Raw genomic sequence first — 22,297 nt, 5'->3', positions numbered from 1 at the left:
GCCGCCCGCCCTAAAAGGGGTCCTAGTCACTTTTTAATTGACTAGGACCCCTTTTTCTTTTTTATTTCGCCCGCGCACACATTATGTAAAATAGGTGTATCTACTGCCCCCTCCCTGCCGGCCTGGCGCGCCACCTCATCCTGCTGCTTGCGCCGCGCCGTCTCGCCTGCTAGATTCAAAAGCACCCAAAGTATGTTGGCATAAATCATGTTCACCCTCGCCGCCCGCCTGCGTCACGCCTTTGCCGAGCTGGAAAGCGCCACCAGCGCCCTCTGCCAGTTCCTGGCCGGGGCCAGCCCCTTCGCCCGCTGCTATGCCCTGCCGCCCGTGCCGCTCGGCCAGGAGCACGAGCCGGTGGCGCGGATCCCCGTCAGCCCATTGCAAGGCGATGCCGCCCTGCACGCCGCCCTGGCGGCCTATCGCCAGTGGCACCTGCAACCGGACTGCTCGGCCAAGGCCAGCTTCCGTCTGCCCGGCCTGCTGTTGCTGCCCGCCGCCCTCGGGGAGGACACCGCCGCCCTGGTGGACGAGGTCAACCGGCTCAAGCTGGCGTTCCGGGCGCTGGTGCAGGAAGCCGAGGGCCGCGACAAGAAGTTCGCCCTGGTGCACGACACCCTGCCCGGCCTCATCACCCTGCAGGTCTACCGCCAGCTGGTGCTGCTGCCCCGCCCCGCCTCCCGGCTGGGCTTTACCTGGGCCAACAAGCAGATCATCCAGAAAGTGGATAAAGAGCAGCTGGTGCGCCAGCTCACCGAGTCCCGGCTCAAACCTCCTCCCCTGGTCGACGCCCAGACCTGGCTGCAATGCGTGGACCGGGAAATCTACGACGTCAAGCGGCTGCCGCCGGGGGTGGAGCTGCGCCTGCGCCGGCCGGTCAAGACCCACCCCATGGTCAACGTGCGCTGGCAGGAGGAGGAGATCCGCCCCCGCCAGCAGCAGGTCAAGGCCCACCTGCCGCTTATCCTGTGCCAGGACGAGCCGCCGGCGCTGACCGCGCTTGCGGACTATCCGCCGGCCACCCCCCGCAAACGCCGGGAAGCCCGCATCAAGGACGAGCCGCTCATTCCCCGGCTGCATATCTACCCCTACCGGCCCTGAGGCGCACTTCCTTTGCATGATAATGCTTATCATGTTTAAATTGGTTGCACTTGTTACCTCTGGATGTTCCTCATGGGTCTGCCCCTTTCCCTGCTGCTGTTGCTGGCGAGCCTCGCCGGCCTGACGCCGCTCGCCATCGACATGTACCTGCCGAGCCTGCCCACCATCGCCCGGGATCTGGGCGTACCGGTGGCCCAGGCCCAGCTCACCATCAGCGTCTTCCTCGCCGGTTTCGCCCTCGGCCAGCTGTTCTACGGCCCCCTGGCCGACAGCGTGGGCCGCAAGCCGGTCATGCTCGGCGGCCTCGCGCTCTTTACCCTGGCCAGCATCGGTTGCGCCTTCGCCGACAGCATAGAGGCGCTGATGGCCTTCCGCCTGCTGCAGGCCATCGGTGGCGCCGCCGGATCCGTGGTGCTCAACGCCCTGCTGCGCGACATGTTCGAACGGGACATGTTCGCCCGGGTCATGTCCATGGTGATACTGGTGATGACGCTGGCCCCCCTGCTCGCCCCCATCGTCGGCGGCTACCTGCTGCTGGTGGCCCACTGGCACGGCATCTTCGTGCTGCTGGCGGCCATCGGCGCCCTGGTCGCCGTCACCCTGGCATTCAAGATCCCGGAAACCCTCAATCCCGAGCTGCGCCAGCCGTTCCGGCTGCTGCCCATACTGCGCAACTACGGCAAGGTGCTGAGCCACCGGGCGGCCCTGGGCTACATCCTGTGCGGCGCCCTGACCACCGCCTCCATGTTCGCCTTTATCTCCGGCTCGCCGCTGGTGTACATCGAGCTGTTCGGGGTCCCGGCCCAGCACTACGGCCTGCTGTTCGGCCTGAATATCCTGCTGATGATGGTGCTCACCTTCGGCAACAGCCGGCTGGTCAAGCGCCTGGGCAGCGATCGGCTGCTCAAGACCGGGCTGGTCAATGCCAGCCTGGGCGCCATCCTCCTCGTCTTCAACGCCGCCACCGGCCTGGGTGGACTCTGGGGCATAGTGCTGCCGGTGATGCTGGTGATCTCCCAGATAAGCCTGATCGGCGCCAACGCCATGGCCGGCCTGCTCAGCCACTTTCCGGAAAGCGCCGGCACCGCCTCGGCACTGGCCGGCACCACCCGCTTCGGCCTGGGCGCGGTGGCCGCCTTCGCGGTCAATGCCAGCCATGTGCCCTCGGCCCTGCCCATGGCGCTGGTGATGAGCCTGTGCACCTGGCTGGCCCTGTCCGGCTACTGGCTGCTGGTGCATCCGGCGCTGAAGGCCCGGGCATAAATTCCCCGGTGAAAGCCGTTTTTTAATGGGGGCGCAAGTGTTATAACTAGGGGCTGTCGCAGCCCGCGACCCGGACCATATTTATCATTACAAGGAATCAACACTACCATGTTCGAGAAGGTCACCGCCGCCCCTGCCGATCCCATCCTGGGCCTTACCGACGCGTTCCGCCAGGATCCCCGTACCGACAAGATCAACCTGGGTGTGGGCATCTACAAAGACGAAGCCGGCCAGACCCCGGTGCTGCGTTGCGTGAAAAAAGCCGAAGCCCGCCTGGTGCAGGAGCAGACCACCAAGAACTACCTCAGCATTGAAGGCACCGAGGCCTACGGCCGCGTGGTGCAGCAGCTGCTGTTCGGCGCCGGCTCCGCCGTGACCGAAGCCGGCCGCGCCCGCACCGCCCAGGCACCGGGCGGCACCGGCGCCCTGCGCATCGCCGGCGAGTTCATCGCCCGCCAGCTCGACAGCAACACCGTGTGGATCTCCAACCCCACCTGGGCCAACCACAGGGCCGTGTTTACCGCCGCCGGCCTGGAGGTGAAGGAATACGGCTACTACAACGCCGACACCAAGGATCTGGACTTCGACGCCATGCTGGCCGACCTGGCCCAGGCCAAGGCCGGCGACGTGGTGCTGCTGCACGGCTGCTGCCACAATCCCACCGGCATCGACCCCACCGCCGAGCAATGGCAGCAACTGGCCAGGCTGTCCGCCGAGAAAGGCTGGCTGCCGCTGTTCGACTTCGCCTACCAGGGCTTCGCCAAGGGCATCGAGGAAGACGCCTACGGCCTGCGGGTGTTCGCCGAGCACAATAAAGAACTGCTGATCGCCAGCTCCTTCTCCAAGAACTTCGGCCTGTACAACGAGCGGGTGGGCGCCTTCACCCTGGTCGCCAGCGACGCCGCCGTGGCCGACACCGCCTTCAGCCAGGTGAAAACCATCATCCGCGCCAACTACTCCAACCCACCCTCCCACGGCGCCGCCGTGGTGGCCCTGGTGGCCGAGGATCCGGAGCTGTACCAGGACTGGCTGAACGAGCTGGCCGAGATGCGCGACCGCATCCAGGAAATGCGCACCCTGCTGGTGGAAAAACTGTCCGGCCGCGGCGTGGATCAGGACTTCAGCTTCATCGCCCGCCAGAACGGCATGTTCTCCTTCTCCGGCCTGAACAAGGAGCAGGTGGAGCGGCTGAAGAACGAGTTCGGCATCTACATCGTCGGCTCCGGCCGCATCAGCGTGGCCGGCATCACCAAGTCGAACATCGACGCCCTGTGCGACGCCATCGCCGCGGTGATCTGACCCCTCCCCCCGGCGACAAAAAAGCCCCGCTTCGGCGGGGCTTTTTTCTGGTTTCGGTCAGCCGTTTTCCCTGGCTTGTGCCTGGTAGTCGTGGATCCAGGCCGGCAGCGCCGCCTCGGCCATGGGCCTGCCGATAAAGTACCCCTGAGCCAGATCGCAGCCCGACTGCCGCAGATAGTCCAGGGTTTTCCTATCCTCGATGCCTTCCGCCGTGACCTGCAGGCCGAGGCTGTGTCCCAGCTCGATCACCGACTTGATCACCGCCCGGGATTCCTGGGACTGCATGGCGGTCATCACGAAGGACTTGTCTACCTTGAGTTCGGAAAAGGGCAATCGTACCAGCTGCAACATCGATGAAAAGCCGGTACCGAAGTCGTCGAGGGACAGCTGGAATCCTTTCATCCGCAACCGGGTCAGGATATCCAGGGAAGCCACCGGATCCTCCATGGCGCTGGTTTCGGTCAGCTCGAAGATCAGGCGCTCCGGCGCCAGCCCCAACGCCTCGCAACGACGCTCCAGGCGCTCGAACAGGGCCAGGTTGCCCAGAGAGCGGGCCGAAATGTTGATGGACAGGGTCAGTTGCTTCAGAGAGCAAGCCGGCATCGGCACCGCCGCCAGGGCTCCCTTGGCTCGATTCAGCCCGGCGAACCAGTTCAACGCCTGCTCCAGCACCTGCTCGGTCAGTTCGTCGATCAGCCCTCCCGACTCGGCCAGGGCGATGAAGACATCCGGAGCGATGGCACCCAGCTCCGGGTGCTGCCAGCGGGCCAGGACTTCGAAGCCGGCCAGCTCGGTACCCCGACAGGCCACCTTGGGCTGATACACCACGCCGATGGCCCCCTTGGCCAGGGCATGGTGCAGTTCCTTCAGGGTCGGCTGGCGCGGCCCGGGGCCCGGGGCCCGGCGTAAAGACGGGGCATCAGCCAACGGCTCCTCTGCCAGGAGGGTCCTGAGCTCGGCCGGAGTAAAGGGCTTCGGCAGTACGCCGGCAATATTGAGGCCATGCTCGGCGGCGGAGCGGCCGGCGGCATCCAGCACGCGAGTGCCCACCCCACTGCTGATGATGAGGCGGGCGGAACAGCCCTTGTCAGCCAAGGCCGCCATCACCTGTACCCCATCCATCCGGGGCATCACCAGATCGAGCGCAATGGTGGTTGGCTGCCATGTTTCCACCAGTTGGAAAAATTCCTCCGGATCCGTGGTAAAGCATACCTCGGCCCCGGCGAACTCGGCGATGCGTGCTATGGTCTGCCCGGTCATGGGATCATCGTCCAGGATCAACAGCCTTGTCTTCGCCATCATGAAACCCCGCTTTTTTTATGAATTATCCATCGCCTGGCGTATTTTCACCATCAGCTCCGCGCGCCGATAGGGTTTCCCCAGCAATTGTACCCCCTTGTCCAGGCGCCCATGGTGGACGATGGCGTTCTCCGTATAGCCCGAGGTGAACAGCACCTTAAGCCCGGGCCTGAGTACCTTCGCCTGGGCCGCCAGCTCCGGCCCTCCCAAGCCGCCGGGCATCACCACGTCGGTAAAGAGCAGATCGATGTCTTGCTCCTGCCGCAGCAGGATCAGGGCCTCGTCACCGTTGCTGGCGGTCAGCACCCGGTAGCCCAGGCCCCGCAGTTGATCCTCGGCATAACGGCGCACCAGGGCATCGTCCTCCACCAGCAGGATGCACTCGTCGCCGCCCCGCGGCAAGGGTGCCACCCTCTTGGTCGGCTCCGCCTCAAGCGCCCCGGCCCCGGCCCTGGGCAGGTACATCCTCACCACAGTGCCGATGCCGGGCTCGGAATAGACGCTGACATGGCCGCGGGTCTGGCGGATAAAACCGAACACCATCGACAACCCCAGCCCCGAGCCCTTGCCCTTCTCTTTGGTGGTGAAGAAGGGTTCAAAAATCCGCCCCAGGTGCTCGGGAGCAATGCCGCTGCCGTTATCCGACACCGCCAGCAGCACATAGTCGCCAGGCTCCACCTCCGCATGGGTGGCGGCATAGTCCCTGTCCAGCCGGACATTGGCGGTTTCAATGGTGAGCCGGCCGCCACCCGGCATGGCATCCCGGGCATTGAGACACAAGTTGAGCAGGGCGCTTTCCAGTTGGGCCGGATCCACCAGCGCCGGCCAGAGATCCTCGGTCGGACACAGTTCCATGCTGATGTGCTGCCCCAGGGTCCGGGTCAGCAGGGTGCGCATGCCCTCGACCAGCTCGTTGACCCGGATCACCTGGGGCTCCAGCGCCTGGCGGCGGGCGAAAGCCAGTAACCGCTGAGTCAGATCCGCCCCTCGCTGGGCGGCCACCACCATCATCTGCGCCAGTTCGGCCAGCGCCGGCTCCCGCGCCAGTTGCTCCTGCAGCAGTTCGCCGTTACCCAGGATCACCGTCAGCAGGTTGTTGAAGTCGTGGGCGACACCGCCGGTCAACTGGCCCACGGCCTCCATCCGCTGGGCATGGTGCAGTTGCTCCTCCAGGGCGCGCTGGGCCGCTTCCTGGCGATGACGCTCCAGGGCCAGACCGACGATGTGGCTGGTACGGTCGATCAGGGCACGATCGGCTTCGCTCGGAGCTTTCGGGTGCTGGTGGTAGAGCGCAAAACTGGCCAACACCCGGCCTGAACCGTCAAGCACGGGAATAGACCAGCAAGCCCGCAGGCCGTGGGCCAGCGCCAGCGCCTTGTAGTCCGCCCACAGCGGGTCGGTGGCAATGTCCTCCACGATCACGGCTTCGCGCCGGTACATGGCGGTACCGCAGGAGCCGGCCCGAGGACCGATGGCCAGGCCGTATACCGCCCGATTGTAGGACTCGGGCAGGCTGGGCGCCGCCCCTTCCTGCAGGTGGATGCCGGCTTCGTCCAGCAGCAGCACCGAGGCCAGGGTGTTGGGCAATACCTGCTCGATACCCAGCACTATCTGGGTGAGCACCGCCCGCAGAGAGGCGCCTTCATAGATCATCTGCAATGCCCGGGCTTCGGTCAGCCTGCTCTGCTCGTTACGCTTGCGTTCGGTGCAGTCCTGCAACGTCAGCGCCAGGCCGTCGTCGGTGCGCACATAACGGCACGCCAGCCAACACTCGCGCCGGGGGTAGAACAACTCCGCCTCCCCCTCGGGTCCCCCCTGCTCCAGCAACGCCCGGACCTGGGGAAAGACGGCCACCAGCGGCTGGCCCGGCATGGCCGGCGACCTCGTATCCAGCAGCCGTTCCGCCCGCCGGTTGGCAAAGGTGATCCTGTGCTCCCTGTCCAGCACCAGAAAAGCCTCGGTCATGCTTTCCAGAGTGTTGCGAAGCCGCCCGGCCAGCAGCTCCGACTCCTGACGGCTCCGCTGCTGGGCCCGGTAAGCGTCATGCGTCTGGCGCAGGTAATGGATGATGGCGACCGACAGCAGGCCGCTCAGGGCAATGGCCACCAGGGCCAGCAACCGGTTGGCCAACACAAAGAGGGGAGCGAAGTCACGGGGAGCCGCCGGGGAAATGAACACGCCCGCCACCGTGAGGACCGCCGCCGCCAGGCTGACGGCGGACACTAGGCGAATGCTGCCGCTGAACAAGGCCAGCAGTATGACCGGCGGATAGAGGATGCCGTGCGCAAACCCGAGTGGGGTCAGGGCGTCGGCCGCAAAGATCAGGGCGAGCGCCCCCAGCGAACTCCAGCGCCAGGCGGGGTGCCCGTTCGGCACCGGAAGCCAGCTTCCCTTGTCCGGCCCCCACCGCCTCATGGCCGCTGCTCCAGCGCCTGGCGCACCTTGGCTTCCAGCTCGGCGCGCCGGTAGGGCTTAGTCAATAGTTGCCACTCCGGCGCCACCCGCCCCTGGTGCAGGAGAGTGCTGGCAGCGTAGCCGGAGCTGTACAGCACCTTGATATGCGGATGCAGGCAGCGCGTCTGCTCGACCAGTTCGGGTCCGTTAATGCCGCCCGGCATCATCACATCGGTAAACAGCAGATCGATATCCTGCCTCTCCCTCAGTATCTGCAGCGCGCTGGAGCCATTTGCGGCGAGCAACACCGTATAACCCAGCCGTTGCAACTGTATCTCGGCATAGCGGCGCACCTCGGCATCGTCTTCAACCAGCAAGATGGTCTCGTCCCCACCCCGGCGTCCCGGGGCCGTCACCGGGGCTGCTGGCTGTGTTGCCACCGGAGAACGGGGCAGGTACATGCGCACCGTGGTGCCTTCTCCCGGCTCCGAATACAGGGTGATATGGCCGCCCGACTGCTTGATGAAGCCAAACACCATCGACAGCCCGAGCCCGGTGCCCCGGCCTTGCTCCTTGGTGGTGAAGAAGGGCTCGAACACCCGGTGCAGGTGCTCGGCGGCGATGCCGCTGCCGGTATCGGATACCACCAGTTGCACATAGTCGCCCGGCGCCACGTCGCCGTAGCGGCCGGCATCCTCCTCGTCCAGGCTGATGTTGGCACTTTCCAGGGTCAGCCGCCCGCCGCCGGGCATGGCATCCCGGGCATTGATGCACAGGTTGAGCAGGGCGCTTTCCAACTGCGCCGGGTCCACCAGCGCCGGCCAGAGACCCGGCTCCTGGACTACCTCGATGGCCACATGGTGGCCAAGGGTCCGCCGCAGCAGCAACTGCATCTCATCCATCAGTTCATTGACCGCCACCACCCGCGGCACCAGGGCCTGCCGGCGGGCAAAGGCCAGCAGACGGCTGGTCAGCTCGGCACCTCGCTGGGCCGCGGAAAGCATGGACTCCGCCAGGGGGCGCAGGGGATCCGCCTCGGCCAGTTGCTCCTGCAACAGCTCGGCATTGCCGATGATCACCGTCAACAGATTGTTGAAGTCATGGGCGATACCCCCGGTCAACTGGCCTACCGACTCCAGCCGCCGGGCCTGGTGCAACTGCTCCTCCAGCTCCCGCCGCTCGGTGATGTTGCGCTCGACCGACACCCAGTGGGTGTAGCGACCCTGCCGATCGGTCAGCGGCACTATGCTCAGTTCGAGCCAGAGCTTGTCGCCACCCTTGGTGTAGTTGAGCATCTCCGCCTGCACCGGCTGCCAGTGCTCCAGGGCCCGGCGGATACGCCGGCGCTCCTCGACGCTGGTTTCCGGGCCGTGCAGAATGCGCGGCGTCCGCCCGATCACCTCTCCCCGCCGATAGCCGGTGTGCCGCTCGAAGGCCGCATTGACAAACACGATACGCGGTCCGGGCTCGTCCAGGAGACCGGCCTCGGTAATCATGACGATGTCGTTCAGCTGCGAGACCGCCGCCTCCAGCAGCTCGAGGCGCTGCTGTTGCCGGCTGCGGCTCTGCTCCAGCCGGAACAGACCCAGGCAGATACCGCCCAGCAACAGCAGCGCCAGCACCACCCCGCCGTCGAAATACAGATCCAGTTGCCCCGACAGTTCGCCGAGCTGCCGGCGCAGCTCGCCGTCAAGCTGCTGCGCACTGCTGTTGAGGCGGTACATGGCCAATCGCAGCGACAGACTCTGGGCAGCAGAAAATGGATCTTGCCGCAGGGGCTGCAACTGCTGTTCCAAGGCGTCGAGATCACGGCGAAAAGCACTCGCATCGGCAGCGGGGTCGAGCCGCGCCAGGGTCCGCTGGTATCCGGTCATGGCCTGCTGCAGCAGTACCAGCCCCCGTTCCCGCTGCCAGGGCGAGTCGGCGGTGGTGCTCAGGGTCAGGTGCAGCAGCCCCTGGGACAGGTCATCGCCGGCCCGGCCCAGTTCCTGCACCAGCACCGCAGCCTGGCCGAGCCGGCTCTTGTGGTGATAGTGCAGCCCGGCGACGAGCAGACAGACCAGCACGGCGGCGGCCATGCTCAGCCAGATCCAGTTGCGGGCCCGCAGGCCGGCCGTGGCGAGGATATTTTTTTCCATCAGTCGGCAGTCTCCTTGCCCACGGCCAGATCGACCTGGCTGAATCCGTAGGGTGCAATAGCCGCCAGGTGGGCCGATGAGCCTATCACCTGCCGCTGGGCCCGCTCCCAGGCCTGTTGCAGGCTCAGATCCCGGGGCCGGAAGGCAAAGGCAGTCAGGTTCACCGTTTCGCCGGCGCCCGGCAGCAGCATCGCCTCGAAGGTGGCCGGTGCGGCCGCCGCCATGAGCCGGGTCGCGGGCCAGGACAGGGCCAGGGCGTCAACCTCCCGGCTGGCCACCGCCACTTGGCCACTCAGGGCATCGGGAACCACCACCAGGCCGGGCCCAAACTCGGGCCGGAGCACTGCCCACTGGTGCTCCACCGCGCCTTCCAGCACCGCCAGCGGCACCGGCATTGCCGTCAGCAGCCGCTCGCGCAAGGACTCCTGCTCGCCCCGCCGCAGCAGCACGCCGGAGCGGATGGCCAGCACCGGGGACGAAAACCGCACCTGGGAGCCGCGCTCCTCGGTGATAAAGAGGCCGGCCGCAATCAGATCAAAGCGCCCTTCCTGCAGGTCGGCAATCAAGTGGGAAAAGGGGACCAGTACCCATTCCAGCCGTTCCACGCCCATGGCTGCGGCGATCAGGCGGGCGGTGGCCGGCGACTCGCCAATCACCGCCCCGGTGCCGGACAAGTAGGCATAGGGCGCCTCCACCGCATAGCCGATGCGCAACACCCCGCTCTCCCGGATCCGCTGCAGCGAGCCGTCGTCGCGCCCGTGCCACCAGCCCAGCAGTACCGCCAGCACCAACGCCACGGCCACCAGGAGCCGTCCCCTTCCTCCGTTTCGCCCTGTTCCGCCCGGTGTTGACGCCATTCGTTTATCCATGGTCATCCCCATCCCGACCCGTTCAGCCCGGCAGGCGCACTATGCAGCCCTTGCCCCCGGCCTTGGCGCCATACATGGCGTTGTCGGCCCGGGTCAGCAGGGCATCGGCGCCGTCACCGTCTTCCGGGTAGAGGGCGAGGCCGATGGAGGCCGACACCTGCAGGGCATGCCCGCCCCACTCCAGCGGCGTGGAGATCAGCCGCAGCACCGACTCGGCGACGCGCCGGGCGGTTTTTTCGTCGGCCACCGCCTCCAGCAGGATCACGAACTCGTCGCCCCCGGTACGGGCACAGCAGTCGGTGGCCCGCAGCTTGGTTTTCAGCCGATGTCCGAGGGCGGCGAGGAAAGCATCCCCCGCGTCATGGCCGTGGGTGTCGTTGAGCGCCTTGAAGCCGTCCAGATCGATGAACAGCAGCGCAAAGGGCTGCCCTTCCCGGCGGCCCCGGTGAATGCTGCGCAGCAACTGCTCGTTCAGCAGGCTGCGGTTGGCCAGGCCGGTCAGGGGATCGTGCAGGGCCAGGTAGCGGATCCGCTCCTGCTGCAGATGGCGCTCCAGGATCAGCGCCGTCAGGTGGGCGATACGCTGGATCACCATCTGTTCGTGGGCCGAGGGGTGGACACGCTGGCGGGGAAAGACCGCAAACAGGCTCTGGGGCACCCGGGCGCCGGCATGGATGGGCATCAGCCAGCAGCCGGCGATGTCATGATCCCGCGCCAGCGCCAGCCAGGATCGCCAGCGCGGCGCCGGGCCTTCGGCCACAAATACCTGCAAGCGGCCATCCCGCAGCCCCGGCTGCAGAATGCGCAGCAGGTTCTCGGTCTGCAACGCCGCCAGCCGCCGGCCGAAATCCTCCGCCAGGCCGGGACCGTTGCTGATCCGCAGGCGCTCGTCCTCCGCCAGTTGCAGCACCGCGACCCGGCACTGCTCCAGTTGACGCTCCAGCGCCAGGCAAACGTGATCCAGGGTCCGCTCCGGTGGCTCGCCGGCGGTCGCCATTTCCAGGATCTCCCGCTCCAGGCGAAGCAGGGCATCGGCCCGCTCCCGTTCGGTGATGTCCTGGCCGGTATAGATCAGGTAACGGGGCGGCTGGCCCGCCTCGCCGACGCTTTTCACCGTCCAGCGGATATGCATCAGCTCCCCCGCCGCATTGTGCATGCGGCAGGTGAAGGGCAGCGGTTCGTCATACTGCCAGGGGCCCTCGAGCAGCCGGTTGAAGCTGTCGATGCTGAACAGCACCTTCAGCGGCTGGCCCAGCACGTCCTCTTCGCTGAACCCGGTTTGTTGCTCGCAGCTGCGGTTGATGCTGAGGATGTGCCCCTGGATATCGGTCACCACCACCAGGGCGCTGATGGTCTTGAGCACGGTGTCGATATACTGCTTTTCTTCCGACAGGTGCTGGTGCACCTTGCGCAACGCCTGTTCCTTGTCGCGCAGGTGCCGCTCGCGCCGCACCGCATTGGTGGCGTCGAGCAGTTGCACCAGGGTCAGCCCCTCCGTCTGCGCCAGGGGACGCAACAGCATGGAGTGGAACAGCGGGCCGCCACGGCCGGACGCCGCCCGGCAGTGCAGGGGCAGCAAGCGGGGATGCAGCTGGTGGGAAAGCAGCCGGGACAGCCGGTGTTCGCAGGCGTCGCGCACCGCGTCGAGCAAGACCGCCGGCAGCTCGCCGAACAGCTGTTCCAGCCGGCAACCGAGTGCCTCGCCGGCACCGATGCCGCTGTGCTGCTCCAGCCACTGGTTCCAGAAACACACCCGCCGTGCGCCATCGAGGATGATGATGCCGCTCTCGATATGATCCAGGGTGGCCAGTGCCAGCCGGTCCGGGTAATTCGGTGCCTCATCCATGGCGATTGACTTCACTCGAGTCCGGCCAGATAGCGACGCAGCGCCTCGATAAAGGTGTCCGCCGAATGCAGGTCGATCAGAAAGGCCAGGTATCCCTGCAGGGCGCTTTCACGCAGGCTGAAGTCGATCTGCACCAGCATGATCATGGAGCCCTCGTCGTCCTGGGCGGGCGACAGCCGGCTCAACAGGTGGGGGGTATCCACATTGAACGCCTGGGGCAGCTCGGTCTGGATCTGCTGGTTGAGCAGGTTGGCCAGGGTCGCCAGGCAGTTGTTGAGCAGGATGTTGCCCAGTTCGGCCAGGGTTTCCTGCTCCAGCTCGGAGATTTCGTCGGCGGACAGGTCCGTCCCCAGCATGGCCCGGACCAGCTCCAGGCTGCGCTCCTCGGGAAACAGCAGGGCGGCGCGGCCGCTCATAAAGCCCCGGAACCCCTGCATCACCCCGGCCAGCAGGCCGGGCATGGAGCGGCAGAAGATGTCCCTGGCCTCGGCCGGGGTCAGGAACTGCAACTGGGGCACCGACAGCAGTACTTCGTCCTGCACCAGCTGCGACAGGGCGCCGGCCGCCCGGCCGACACCGATGTTCATCAGCTCGACGATGACATCGTGTTCATCGGCGGTCAGGCTCAGTGTCATCAGGCGACCTCGAGGAAACGGGCCAGATCGTCCAGGCTGGCGGGCTTGGCGACGAAGGTCATGTCCAGCTCCCGGGCCCGTTTCACCAGGGCGTCCTGGATATTGGCGGTCACCAGGGCCAGCTTCATCCGGGGGTGGCGCTGACGGAAGAGGCTGGCCAGCTCGATGCCGTCGCGCCCCGGCATATTGAAGTCGATCAGGGCCGCATCGGCCTGCCGCTGCTGCATCAGGGCCTCGGCCTCGTCCGCCGAGGCGGCTTCCAGAATGTCCAGGGCCAGCGGCAGGCTCTGCAGCTGACGCACCAGGCTGAGGCGGGCTACTCTGCTGTCATCCACCAGCAGCAGGGTCATGGCGTTGGCTTGGGTCATCTTAGTGTCCGGAAACGGCTGAATTGGCAACAAGCCCAACATTATAGAGAAAACATCGCCGTTTGAAATGGATATAAATGAATCTTTGCCGGAAAAGAAAACCGGGATCACGGCGAGCGGCGGCCTCCGCTCAGGCCGGCAACAGCACCACCTGCTTCTTGCCCGCCTGCTTGGCCCGGTACATGGCGGCGTCGGCCCGCTGGATCAGGGCCTGCTCGTCCAGCTCTCCGGGGCGCGACAGGATAAGTCCGATGCTCAGGCTGACCGGCAGGAACCGCTCTTCCCACTTGATCGGCTGGCACAGCGCCTCCAGCAGCTTCTGCGCTATCCGCCGGGCACTGTCCAGTTCCACCTCGGGCAACACCACCACGAACTCGTCGCCCCCGAGGCGGGCGATGATGTCGGTCTTGCGCAGGGTCTCGCTCATGCGTTCGGCCAGGCAGGTCAGCACCTTGTCCCCCGCATGGTGGCCGTGGCTGTCGTTGACCTGCTTGAAATCGTCGAGATCGATAAACAGCAGCGCCAGCCGCTGCCGGTGCTCGGCGGCGTCATACAACGCCTGACCCAGTTGTTCCACCAGCAGGGTTCGGTTGGCCAGGCCGGTCAGGGCGTCGTACTCGGCCCGTTCACGCAGCGCCTCCCACTGATCCTGGCGCTCCATGGCAAAACCCGCCACCCGGGCCAGCCCCTCGAGGAAGACGAACTCGGAAGCCGCGGGCCGGGTGGACTGGCGGGGCAATATCCACAGATCCCCCAGCAGCCGCAGGCGATCCTCGCTCAGCAGCGGGAACCGCCACCAGGCCCCCACCTCCGCCACCTCCTGGGTGAACGGCGACTGGCCGGCATCGTGGAATACCGGCCGGGTTCCCGCAAGCGGCGGCACCCGGAGCCCCTCAAGCTCCGGATGGGACAGGTACTCGATGTCCAGGCTGTCGTCGGTGAGGTGGCTTATCAGCACCCGGGCACCGGGCCTGTGATAGACGATGGCATTGCCGATGGACGCCAGGATCTCGGACAGGGAATTCTCCAGGGTCACCTCGCGCAGGGTGCGGGCCTGGGTATCGCGCAGGGTTTCCTCGAGCCGCTCCTGAGTCTTGTCGCCGAGCACACAGAACAGGTAGGGCTGGTCATCCAGCCACAGCCGCTCGGCGTTGACCCCGGCGATGCGCAGCGCCCCCTGCCTGCTCAGCAGGGGCCAGTCGCCGTTGACCCTGAGTCCCTCCGCCAGGCAGCAGTTGATCATCCGTGCCACCCCTGCCCGGGCGGCGGGCAGGGTCAGGGCCAGGGGGTCCGTGCCCTTGAGGGTCTCGGGGAGCTGCTCCAGGATGCTGGCGACCTTGTCGTTGAGTTCGACGATGGTGCCGGCCTGATCCAGCAGGGCAAAGCCGATGCCGGACGCCCGCTTGATGGCCTCCAGCAACTGGGACTGGCGATTGCGCGCCCGCTCCGACTCCCGCAGGCGGCGGATGATAAGGCGGCTGCGCAGCCGCTCGCTCACCAGCTCGGCCAGGGTGCCCAGTTGCAGCAGCTGCAGCTCGCTCAAGCCCTCGGGGCGGGGATGGGGATCGGCCACGCAGAGGGTGCCGACGGCGCTGACCCCGGCCTGCACCACCAGGGGGACCCCGGCATAAAACCGCACCCCCTGCTGCGCGAGCAGGGGATTGTGGGCGAAGCGCGGCTCCCGGGCCGCATCCCGCACCACCAGGGGCTCGCCCTGCAACAGGACGAGACTGCAGAAGCCGATGTCCCGCGGGGTCTCGCTGACAGCCAGCCCCTGGCGGGACTTGAACCACTGCCGCGCCTCGTCCACCAGGGTGATCAGGGCGATGCGGCAGCCGCAGATCTCCGCCGCCAGCCGGGTCAGGGCGTCAAAGCCCTCCTCCGGCGCGGTATCCAGTATGGCCAGATCCTGCAGCAACTGCAGCCGTCGGGCTTCATCATCGGGATAGGGGGGAAGCGGCAAGCTGGTCACTCCACTGGGTAAACTGACCCCTGAGCGGGCCGAACAGGCTCTTTCGGAGCCATTTTCCTCGCCGCAGCCGGCGAAGAACCGGCGTTATTTTCATCATTTGTTAACGGTCGTCAAGTGAGCAGATCGCGTTTCCAGCAAAAATGACCGCAACTGATCGAGCGGCATGGGACGGGCGAAATAAAACCCCTGGAACAGGTCGCAGCCGTCCCCCCGGAGCCGTTCAAACTGTGCCCGGGTTTCGATGCCTTCGGCCACCACTTCAAGGTCCAGCTCATGGGCCATGACCATGATGCCGCGCACGATGGCGGCATCATGGGAGGCCTCGGTCACGTCCTGGATAAAGCTGCGATCGATTTTTACCTTGTGCACCGGCAGGTGCTTGAGATAGCTCAGGCTGGAAAAGCCGGTGCCGAAATCGTCGATGGCCACCCGGATGCCCATGGCGCGGATCTCCTCCAGCAGGGTGATGGCGTGCTGGGCGTCGTCCATCAGTATGCCTTCGGTCAGCTCCAGCTCCAGGGCACTCGCCGGCAGGGCGGCCTCCCGCAGCTTGGCCCTCAGGGTATCGAGAAAACTGGAGCGGTAGAACTGCAGCGGCGACAGGTTCACCGCCACCCGGTAGTCGCCCAGCTCCCGCAGCTGCGCCGCATCGCGGCAGGCCCGGGCCATCACCCACTCGCTGATGGCGATGATCTGGCCGGTTTCCTCCGCCAGGGGAATGAACTCGGCGGGCGAGATATAGCCCTTGTGCGGATGCTTCCAGCGCAGCAGCGCCTCCACCCCGGGCACCTCGCCCTGGCGATTGAACAGGGGCTGGTAGTAGAGTTCGAGATGATGATGGTCGATGGCATCCTGCAGTTCGTTGCGCAGGACCACCCGCCGGACCATGACGCTGTTGAGGGCCTCGTTGTACCACTGCCAGTGGTTGCGACCCTGGCGCTTGGCTTCATACATGGCCATGTCCGCCTGCTGCAGCAGCGGCCCGGCCTCGTTCCGCTCCGCCGCGCGCCCGGCCAGGCCGATGCTCGCGGTGATAAAGAGTTCGTTATGGCCGATGCGATAGGGCTGCGCCAGGGCCGACAGCACGCGCCGGGCCAGCCGTTCGGCCGCCTCCGGTCCGTCCAGCCCGGCCAGCAGCGCCACGAACTCGTCGCCGCCGAAACGGGCCACCATGTCGTTGACCGACATCAGCCCCTCGAGCCGCCGCGCCACTTCCACCAGCAGGCGATCCCCCACGCCGTGGCCCAGGCTGTCGTTGATTGGCTTGAAGCCGTCCAGATCGATGAACATCACCACCAGGGTTCCCTGTCCGCGCCCCAGCAGTGCCATGCGCTGCTCGAGCAGGGAGCGGTTGGGCAGGCCGGTCAGGGCATCATGCCCGGCGTGGTGGGCCAGGCGGCGGGCATCTTCCTGCTGGCGGGTAATGTCCTTGGCGATGCCGTACACCCCGGTGATCCGGCCGTTGACCACGATCGGCAGTTTGGTGACATCCAGGTCCACCCGGATGCCCCGGCCGTTGTCGGCCGTCAGCTGGTAGCGGCGGGCAAGGCCGGTCACCACCTGCCGGAAGGCCTGTTCGGCCAGGGCCTGCTCGGCGGGCTCCACCAGCAGCCGGAAAGAACGGCCGACGACGCTGTCCGCCGTCAGCATCAGCAACTCGCAGAACGCCGGGTTGACGCTGGTGAAGATGCCCTCGAGATCCAGGGAGAACACCGCGTCGGGGTTGTAATCGAACAGGGAGCGGTAACGCTGTTCGTTTTCCAGCAGCAGCCGGTGGTTCTGCTCGCGCTCCAGCGCCAGCGCCACCAGAGCCACGGCGTTCTCGACATGCTGTTGCCGCTCCCGGCCCGGTTCGCCCTCTCCCGGCACTATCCGCAGCCCCCCCAGTTCGGCACCACCGCCGCTCAGTACCGGGTACCACTCGCCTTCGCCCTCCCGCCCCGCCGGCGGCATCACCACCTCGGCCCGGCTGCCCGGCAACTGTACCGCCAGCAGGCGGCAAATCTCATCCAGGATGGTCGCCAGGGGCTGGCCGCGGGAGATCATCTGTTCGATGCCCTGCTGGCGCTCCAGGTGCTGCCTGGCCTGCTGCAACGCCTGTCCCTTGCGCCGGGACAGCTTGGCCAGTTCGAAACTGATCGCCGCCAGAAAACTCAGGAAAAAGCCGGTCAGGGCCATCAGCAGCCGCAGGTGGGCGGCCAGGGCCAGCGCCCGCCGGTCGTCCAGGTAGGTGACCAGGGTCAGTTCGGGGCCATGGGGCAGGCGCAGGCCGCGGCGCGCGAGTTCCAGCCCGTGCCGATGCGAGCCAGACTCGGACAAATCCAGCAGCTCCCGTCCATCCAGGTAGGCATGGACGGCGAACGGCGCCAGTTTCATGTGCACATTGTGCCGCAGCACCTCGGTCAGGCTGACCTTGGCCAGCAACTGCATCCCCGGCTCCGGCGCCGCCGCCAGCGGCAGGCTGATCAGGATGGCGGCGGGGTCCGGCTCCGGATAGAGGCCGCTCAGCACCAGCAGCCGTGGCTCGGGGGACGGGACCCGCAGCCAGTCGTGCAGCGCCGCCGACCCGGCGGCCAGGGGGTCGACGCCGGCATCGGGCTGGTGCAGTCGCCAGATCACGGCGCCATCGCCGTCGGCCAGCCAGAGGAACTTGATGCTGTTAAAATCCCGCAGGTAGCTGGCGGCGTCGAGCCGATGGGAGGCCTGGGGTTCCCGGCTCGCCGTGGGCGCGGTCCGCTCCCCCAGCCGGTGCAGCAACTGGACATGGCCGGCGACCACCTCGGCGACCGCCGCCGCCATGTTCTCGCCGGTCTGCCCGCTCTGCTGGCGGAGTTCCAGGTGATGGGACAGGCTCAGCAGGTACCAGCCGAGGCAGGTGATCCCCATGCCCAGGGTGCCGATCAGGTAGGCGCCGCGGCCCAGCGCCAGCGGCCCGTCCAGCCCGGTGGCCAGCCACAGCGCCAGCCCGAACACCACCAGGTAGAGGCTGACGATGGTGGACGCGGCGGGATGCGCGCCCTGCCAGGCGGCGGCCTCTCCCGTCCATTGCAGCAGCATCAGCAGGGCCCCGGCGACGAGCGCCACCGCGCCCGTTCCACGCCAGCAGCGCCGTCCGCGGGGGCTCTCCTTGCCGAGCAGCAGGCAGGGTCCCGTCGCCAGCAGCATCAGGGCCATCGGCAACGACGACGAGCCCAGCCGGGCCAGCAACGGATGGACCGGGGCCAGCGGCGGAAACAGCTGATCCCAGAGGCTCAGGCCGCCCAGCATCATGACGGCCAGCGCCAGGCTCCCCTTGAGCCGGCAGCGGCCGTTCAGGCAGCAGTACAGCCCCAGGGCCGACAGCATGACGCCCAGGGCCCCTCCGGGGGTGAGCACCCGGCCGAGCAGATCGTCCGGGGGCAGAAAGAGGCCGACAACGAATCCCAGGGCGCCCATCAGGGTACCAGATGTCACGATCAGCAGCAGGTAGACATGGAGGGCGATTCGCCTGGCTTCGATGGGCATGTTCGGGAGAGGCTCCGGCTGAAAGGAAAGACACCACTCTACGACGGATTCAAAATGTTACCGGCAACATGGCGGACCAGGGGGAATTTTGCCGCTTTGTGGCAGCGGACTCAATAGGACTGGCCCTGCCAGGCGGCCGGCCTGTGGCCCGCCTCACCTTTTGGCCGGTCTCCGACCCCGGGAGCAGCCCGCCGCTTGCACCTTATCAAGCAGGCCAAATTGTCGTACCATCAAGCACTCACAGCGGTATTCCGGAGGTTCGACGTCACCTTGACCGAGCACAGCACAGCGTTCCTGCCCGGCCCGGCGAGCCGTCACCGGCGCCATTCCGTGTCCCGGCGGCGGCTGCGCGCCTGCCACGAATGCGATCTGCTGGTGTCGCTGCCGCCCCTGAAGGCCGGGGAAAAAGCCCAGTGCCCGCGCTGCGGCCACACCCTGGTGCGCCGCCACGCCAACCCGGCCGAACGCAGCCTGGCGCTGAGCCTGGCCACCCTGGTCACCCTGGGCCTGTCTGTCGCCTTTCCCTTCGTCGGCTTCGATCTCAGCGGCATCGGCAACCGGATAGAGCTGACCAGCACCGCCTCCACCCTGATCGGCCTGCACCAGCCGCTGGTGGCCCTGTGCGTGCTGCTCACCGTTATCGTGCTGCCGGCGGTATACCTGTGCTCGGTGGCCTGGCTGTGCCTGGGCATACTGTTGCGCCGGCCGCTGCCGCGAAGCCGGCAGATCGCCCGCACCCTGCGCCACGTCACCCCCTGGATGATGGCCGACGTCTTCGTGATCGGCACCCTGGTGAGCCTGATCAAGGTGATGGGCATGGCCCATATCGAGCTGGGGCTGTCGTTCTGGACCTTCTGCGCCTATGCCCTGCTGCTGCTGTTCACCACCCAGTCCATCGACAGCGACTGGCTGTGGTTCTCCCTCGATCGGGAGCCGATGGCGCCGGAAGGCGCCCGCCCCGGGCTTACCGCCGCCGAACAGGGGCTGGTGGGCTGCCACACCTGCGGCCTGGTCAATCCCATAGCAGAAAGCGGCAAGGGCCGCTGCCTGCGCTGCGACGAGCCCCTGCACCCCTACCGGGGAGTGCGCAACCAGGCTACCCTGGCGCTGCTGGCCGCCTCGCTCGTCATGTACCTGCCGGCCAACCTCTACCCCATCATGGTCACCACCTCCCTCGGCAGCAGCCTGCCCTCCACCATCATGGGCGGGGTGCTGCTGTTCGTGCAGCACGGCGACTGGCCCATCGCCCTTATCATCTTCACCGCCAGCGTGCTGGTGCCGGTGAGCAAGATGCTGGCGCTGCTGTGGCTCTGTTACGTGGTGAGCCGTCGCCAGGACAGCCTCGACCGCCTGACCCGTATCCGCCTGTACCGGGTGACCGAGTTCATCGGCCGCTGGTCGATGGTGGACGTCTTCGTGGTGGCCATACTGGTGGCATTGATCCGCAGCGGCTCGCTGATGTCCGTCGAGCCCGGCCCCGCCGCCCTGGCCTTCGCCGCCGTGGTGGTGCTGACCATGCTGGCCGCCATGGTGTTCGATCCCAGGGCCATCTGGGCCGGCGCCGCCGCCGAACCGCCTTCCGACCGGCCGAGCGCCGGCCATGACAACGCCTGCAAGGAACCCGACCATGCCTGACAGCCCGCGTGCCGAACGCCGGACCCAAAGATCCCTCTCGCCCATCTGGATAGTGCCCCTGGTGGCGGTGTTGATCGGCGTCTGGATGATCTACGACAACCTCAGCAAGCTGGGGCCCTCCATCACCCTGATCATGGACAACGCCGAAGGCATAGAGGCGGGCAAGACCCTGATCAAAACCCGCAACGTGGAAGTGGGCCGGGTCGAGCGGGTAAGTCTGTCGGACGATCTGGCCCATGCGGAGATCACCGCCCGCATGAGTCCCCAGGCGGAAGCCATGCTCAACAGTGACACCCGCTTCTGGGTGGTGAAGCCGCGCATCGGCCGGGAAGGCATCAGCGGCCTGGGCACCGTGCTGTCCGGCGCCTATATCCAGCTGCTGCCGGGCGGCGGCGACCAGCCCCAGCGCACCTTCACCGTGCTGGAGCAGCCACCGGTGGCCTCCCCCGACGCCCCCGGCCTGCGCATCACCCTGGTCAGCCAGGTGGGCAACGCCATCACCACCGGCGACCCCGTTACCTATCAGGGGTACACCGTGGGCCGGGTGGAAGACAGCCGCTTCGATCCCAAGAAACGGGAGATGCGCCACCAGCTTTATATCCAGTCGCCCTACGAGGTGCTGGTGACCAGCACCACCCGCTTCTGGACCACCGCCGGGGTCGACGTGCGCCTGGACTCCCAGGGCTTCCGGGTCAATGTAGCATCACTCGAATCCCTGATCGGCGGCGGCGTCACCTTCGGCGTGCCCGACAACGCCGCCATGGGCCGGCCCGCCAAACCCGGTGCCAGCTATGTGCTGTTCCCCGACGAAGACAGCGCCTACGAGGGCAGCTACGACCAGTACCTGGAATACGTGCTACTGGTGGACGACACGGTGCGGGGCCTGAGTCCCGGCGCCCCGGTGGAATACCGCGGCGTGCGCATCGGCACCGTGGTGAGCGTGCCCTGGAACTTCACCGCGCCCCAGCCCGACTCCCTCAGTCGCTTCGCCATTCCGGTGCTGATCCGCATCGAGCCCCAGCGCTTCGACGAGGAGCAGCAGGAGATAGACACCGACCAGTGGTACCAGCGCCTGGAGCGGATGTTCCACAACGGCCTGCGCGCTTCGCTCAAGGCCGGCAACCTGCTCACCGGCGCCCTGTTCGTGGATCTCAACTTCCACAAGGACGTGGTGCCCTTCCAGCGCATGACCTTTGTGGAGCGGCCGGTGTTCCCCACCACCTCCGGCAGCTTCGCCCAGATCGAGCAGAAGGTGTCCAACCTGCTCGACAAACTGAACAACCTGGACGTGGAGCCCCTCCTCGACACCCTCAACGACACCCTGGCCACCACCCGCCAGACCATGGAGAAAGTGAACGGCATCGCCGCCTCGGTGGATGCGCTGCTGGCCGATCCGGCCACCGGCCAGTTGCCGGCAAACGCCAACGCCACCCTGCGCCAGCTGCGCGACACCCTGCAGGGCTTCGCCCCCGACTCCCAGGGCTACGACGAGCTGACCCAGACCCTGTCCCGGCTGGAGAAGCTGATGCGCGAGCTGCAGCCGGTGGTACGGACCCTGAACGATCAGCCCAACGCCCTGATCTTTGACAAGAAACTGACCGAAGACCCACAACCGAGGGCCCCCAGATGAGAATGAGCACCCCTGCCCTGCTGCTGACCGCCCTGCTCGGCCTGGCCGGCTGCGCCGCCAGCCAGCCCGGCACCGCCAGCTACCTGCTGCCGAGCACGGCGCCGGCACAGCAGTATGAGCGCCGCCTGGCCATCCAGGTGGCGCCGGTGCGGCTGGCCGGCCACCTGGACAGCGAGGGCATCGTGATGCAGCTGAACGACATCGAGGTGTACCAGGCGCGCCAGCACCTTTGGGGGGAAGACATCGCCGGCCAGCTGCAGCGGCTGCTGCAGGAGCGGCTCGGCCGCGCCCCCCCCCCATCCCCGGGGGGGAGCCGGGGGCCGCCGCGCGCCGTCCCTTTTCCACCC

At 66.9% G+C, this 22,297-nt stretch carries 16 protein-coding genes; 6 read left to right on the top strand and 10 right to left on the bottom strand.

Annotated elements, in window-relative coordinates:
- Positions 1-41 precede the first annotated feature (41 nt).
- Positions 42-209, bottom strand: a complete 168-nt coding sequence (locus tag CGX12_RS19790; RefSeq protein WP_176441977.1) for a hypothetical protein — start codon at positions 207-209, stop codon at positions 42-44.
- Here CGX12_RS19790 and CGX12_RS01715 point away from each other — a divergent pair.
- The 3 genes from CGX12_RS01715 to CGX12_RS01705 all read left to right on the top strand — a co-directional run bounded on the left by CGX12_RS01715 (position 208) and on the right by CGX12_RS01705 (position 3,660).
- The gene (locus CGX12_RS01715) at positions 208-1,098 is read left to right on the top strand and encodes a DNA replication terminus site-binding protein (protein ID WP_094038172.1); all 891 of its coding nucleotides are present in this window, start codon (positions 208-210) and stop codon (positions 1,096-1,098) included. The genes CGX12_RS19790 and CGX12_RS01715 overlap by 2 nt on opposite strands.
- 72 nt (positions 1,099-1,170) lie before the next feature.
- Positions 1,171-2,361, top strand: coding sequence for a Bcr/CflA family multidrug efflux MFS transporter (locus CGX12_RS01710; RefSeq protein WP_094038171.1), 1,191 nt, complete (start codon positions 1,171-1,173; stop codon positions 2,359-2,361).
- A gap of 108 nt (positions 2,362-2,469) precedes the next feature.
- Entirely contained in the window at positions 2,470-3,660 is a 1,191-nt protein-coding gene (locus CGX12_RS01705; RefSeq protein ID WP_094038170.1) for an amino acid aminotransferase, read from the top strand.
- Between the two features lie 57 nt (positions 3,661-3,717).
- Here the strand turns inward: CGX12_RS01705 and CGX12_RS01700 are convergent, their stop codons facing one another.
- From CGX12_RS01700 to CGX12_RS01660, 9 genes are all read right to left on the bottom strand, one after another.
- Positions 3,718-4,962 carry an EAL domain-containing response regulator gene (locus CGX12_RS01700; RefSeq protein ID WP_094038169.1) on the bottom strand — a complete coding sequence of 415 codons (1,245 nt, stop codon included), beginning with the start codon at positions 4,960-4,962 and terminating at the stop codon, positions 3,718-3,720.
- A 15-nt stretch (positions 4,963-4,977) separates the two neighbouring features.
- Entirely contained in the window at positions 4,978-7,335 is a 2,358-nt protein-coding gene (locus CGX12_RS01695) for an ATP-binding protein (protein ID WP_176441976.1), read from the bottom strand.
- A 35-nt stretch (positions 7,336-7,370) separates the two neighbouring features.
- Positions 7,371-9,491 (bottom strand): ATP-binding protein, encoded by a 2,121-nt coding sequence (locus CGX12_RS01690; RefSeq protein ID WP_094038167.1) that lies wholly within the window; start codon positions 9,489-9,491, stop codon positions 7,371-7,373.
- Positions 9,491-10,294: a transporter substrate-binding domain-containing protein gene (locus CGX12_RS01685; protein WP_176441975.1), complete on the bottom strand. Its 804-nt coding sequence runs from the start codon at positions 10,292-10,294 to the stop codon at positions 9,491-9,493. Before CGX12_RS01685 ends, CGX12_RS01690 begins: the two co-directional genes overlap by 1 nt.
- 88 nt (positions 10,295-10,382) lie before the next feature.
- A complete protein-coding gene (locus CGX12_RS01680; RefSeq protein WP_142995562.1) occupies positions 10,383-12,221 on the bottom strand; it encodes a sensor domain-containing protein in 1,839 nt (612 codons plus the stop codon).
- Positions 12,218-12,841: a chemotaxis protein CheC gene (locus CGX12_RS01675; protein WP_094038164.1), complete on the bottom strand. Its 624-nt coding sequence runs from the start codon at positions 12,839-12,841 to the stop codon at positions 12,218-12,220. Before CGX12_RS01675 ends, CGX12_RS01680 begins: the two co-directional genes overlap by 4 nt.
- Complete coding sequence (locus CGX12_RS01670) at positions 12,841-13,209, bottom strand: response regulator transcription factor (RefSeq protein WP_094038163.1); 369 nt, start codon at positions 13,207-13,209, stop codon at positions 12,841-12,843. Before CGX12_RS01670 ends, CGX12_RS01675 begins: the two co-directional genes overlap by 1 nt.
- Before the next feature lie 130 nt (positions 13,210-13,339).
- Entirely contained in the window at positions 13,340-15,172 is a 1,833-nt protein-coding gene (locus CGX12_RS01665; RefSeq protein WP_176441974.1) for a sensor domain-containing diguanylate cyclase, read from the bottom strand.
- A gap of 102 nt (positions 15,173-15,274) precedes the next feature.
- Positions 15,275-18,685 carry a putative bifunctional diguanylate cyclase/phosphodiesterase gene (locus CGX12_RS01660; RefSeq protein ID WP_094038161.1) on the bottom strand — a complete coding sequence of 1,137 codons (3,411 nt, stop codon included), beginning with the start codon at positions 18,683-18,685 and terminating at the stop codon, positions 15,275-15,277.
- A 270-nt stretch (positions 18,686-18,955) separates the two neighbouring features.
- Between CGX12_RS01660 and CGX12_RS01655 the strand changes: the two genes are divergently transcribed.
- The 3 genes from CGX12_RS01655 to CGX12_RS01645 form a co-directional block, all read left to right on the top strand.
- Entirely contained in the window at positions 18,956-20,320 is a 1,365-nt protein-coding gene (locus CGX12_RS01655) for a paraquat-inducible protein A (RefSeq protein ID WP_176441973.1), read from the top strand.
- Positions 20,313-21,950, top strand: coding sequence for an intermembrane transport protein PqiB (gene pqiB, locus CGX12_RS01650; RefSeq protein ID WP_094038159.1), 1,638 nt, complete (start codon positions 20,313-20,315; stop codon positions 21,948-21,950). Before CGX12_RS01655 ends, pqiB begins: the two co-directional genes overlap by 8 nt.
- A 2-nt stretch (positions 21,951-21,952) precedes the next feature.
- Positions 21,953-22,297, top strand: a 345-nt coding sequence (locus CGX12_RS01645; RefSeq protein WP_176441972.1) for a PqiC family protein, incomplete at its 3' end; no start/stop codon positions are given.

The organism is Zobellella denitrificans (assembly GCF_002237365.1).
In the GTDB taxonomy this organism is placed as follows: domain Bacteria; phylum Pseudomonadota; class Gammaproteobacteria; order Enterobacterales; family Aeromonadaceae; genus Oceanimonas; species Oceanimonas denitrificans.
Note: the sequence above shows the minus strand (reverse complement) of the source record. Positions and strands in the feature narration are given on the sequence as shown.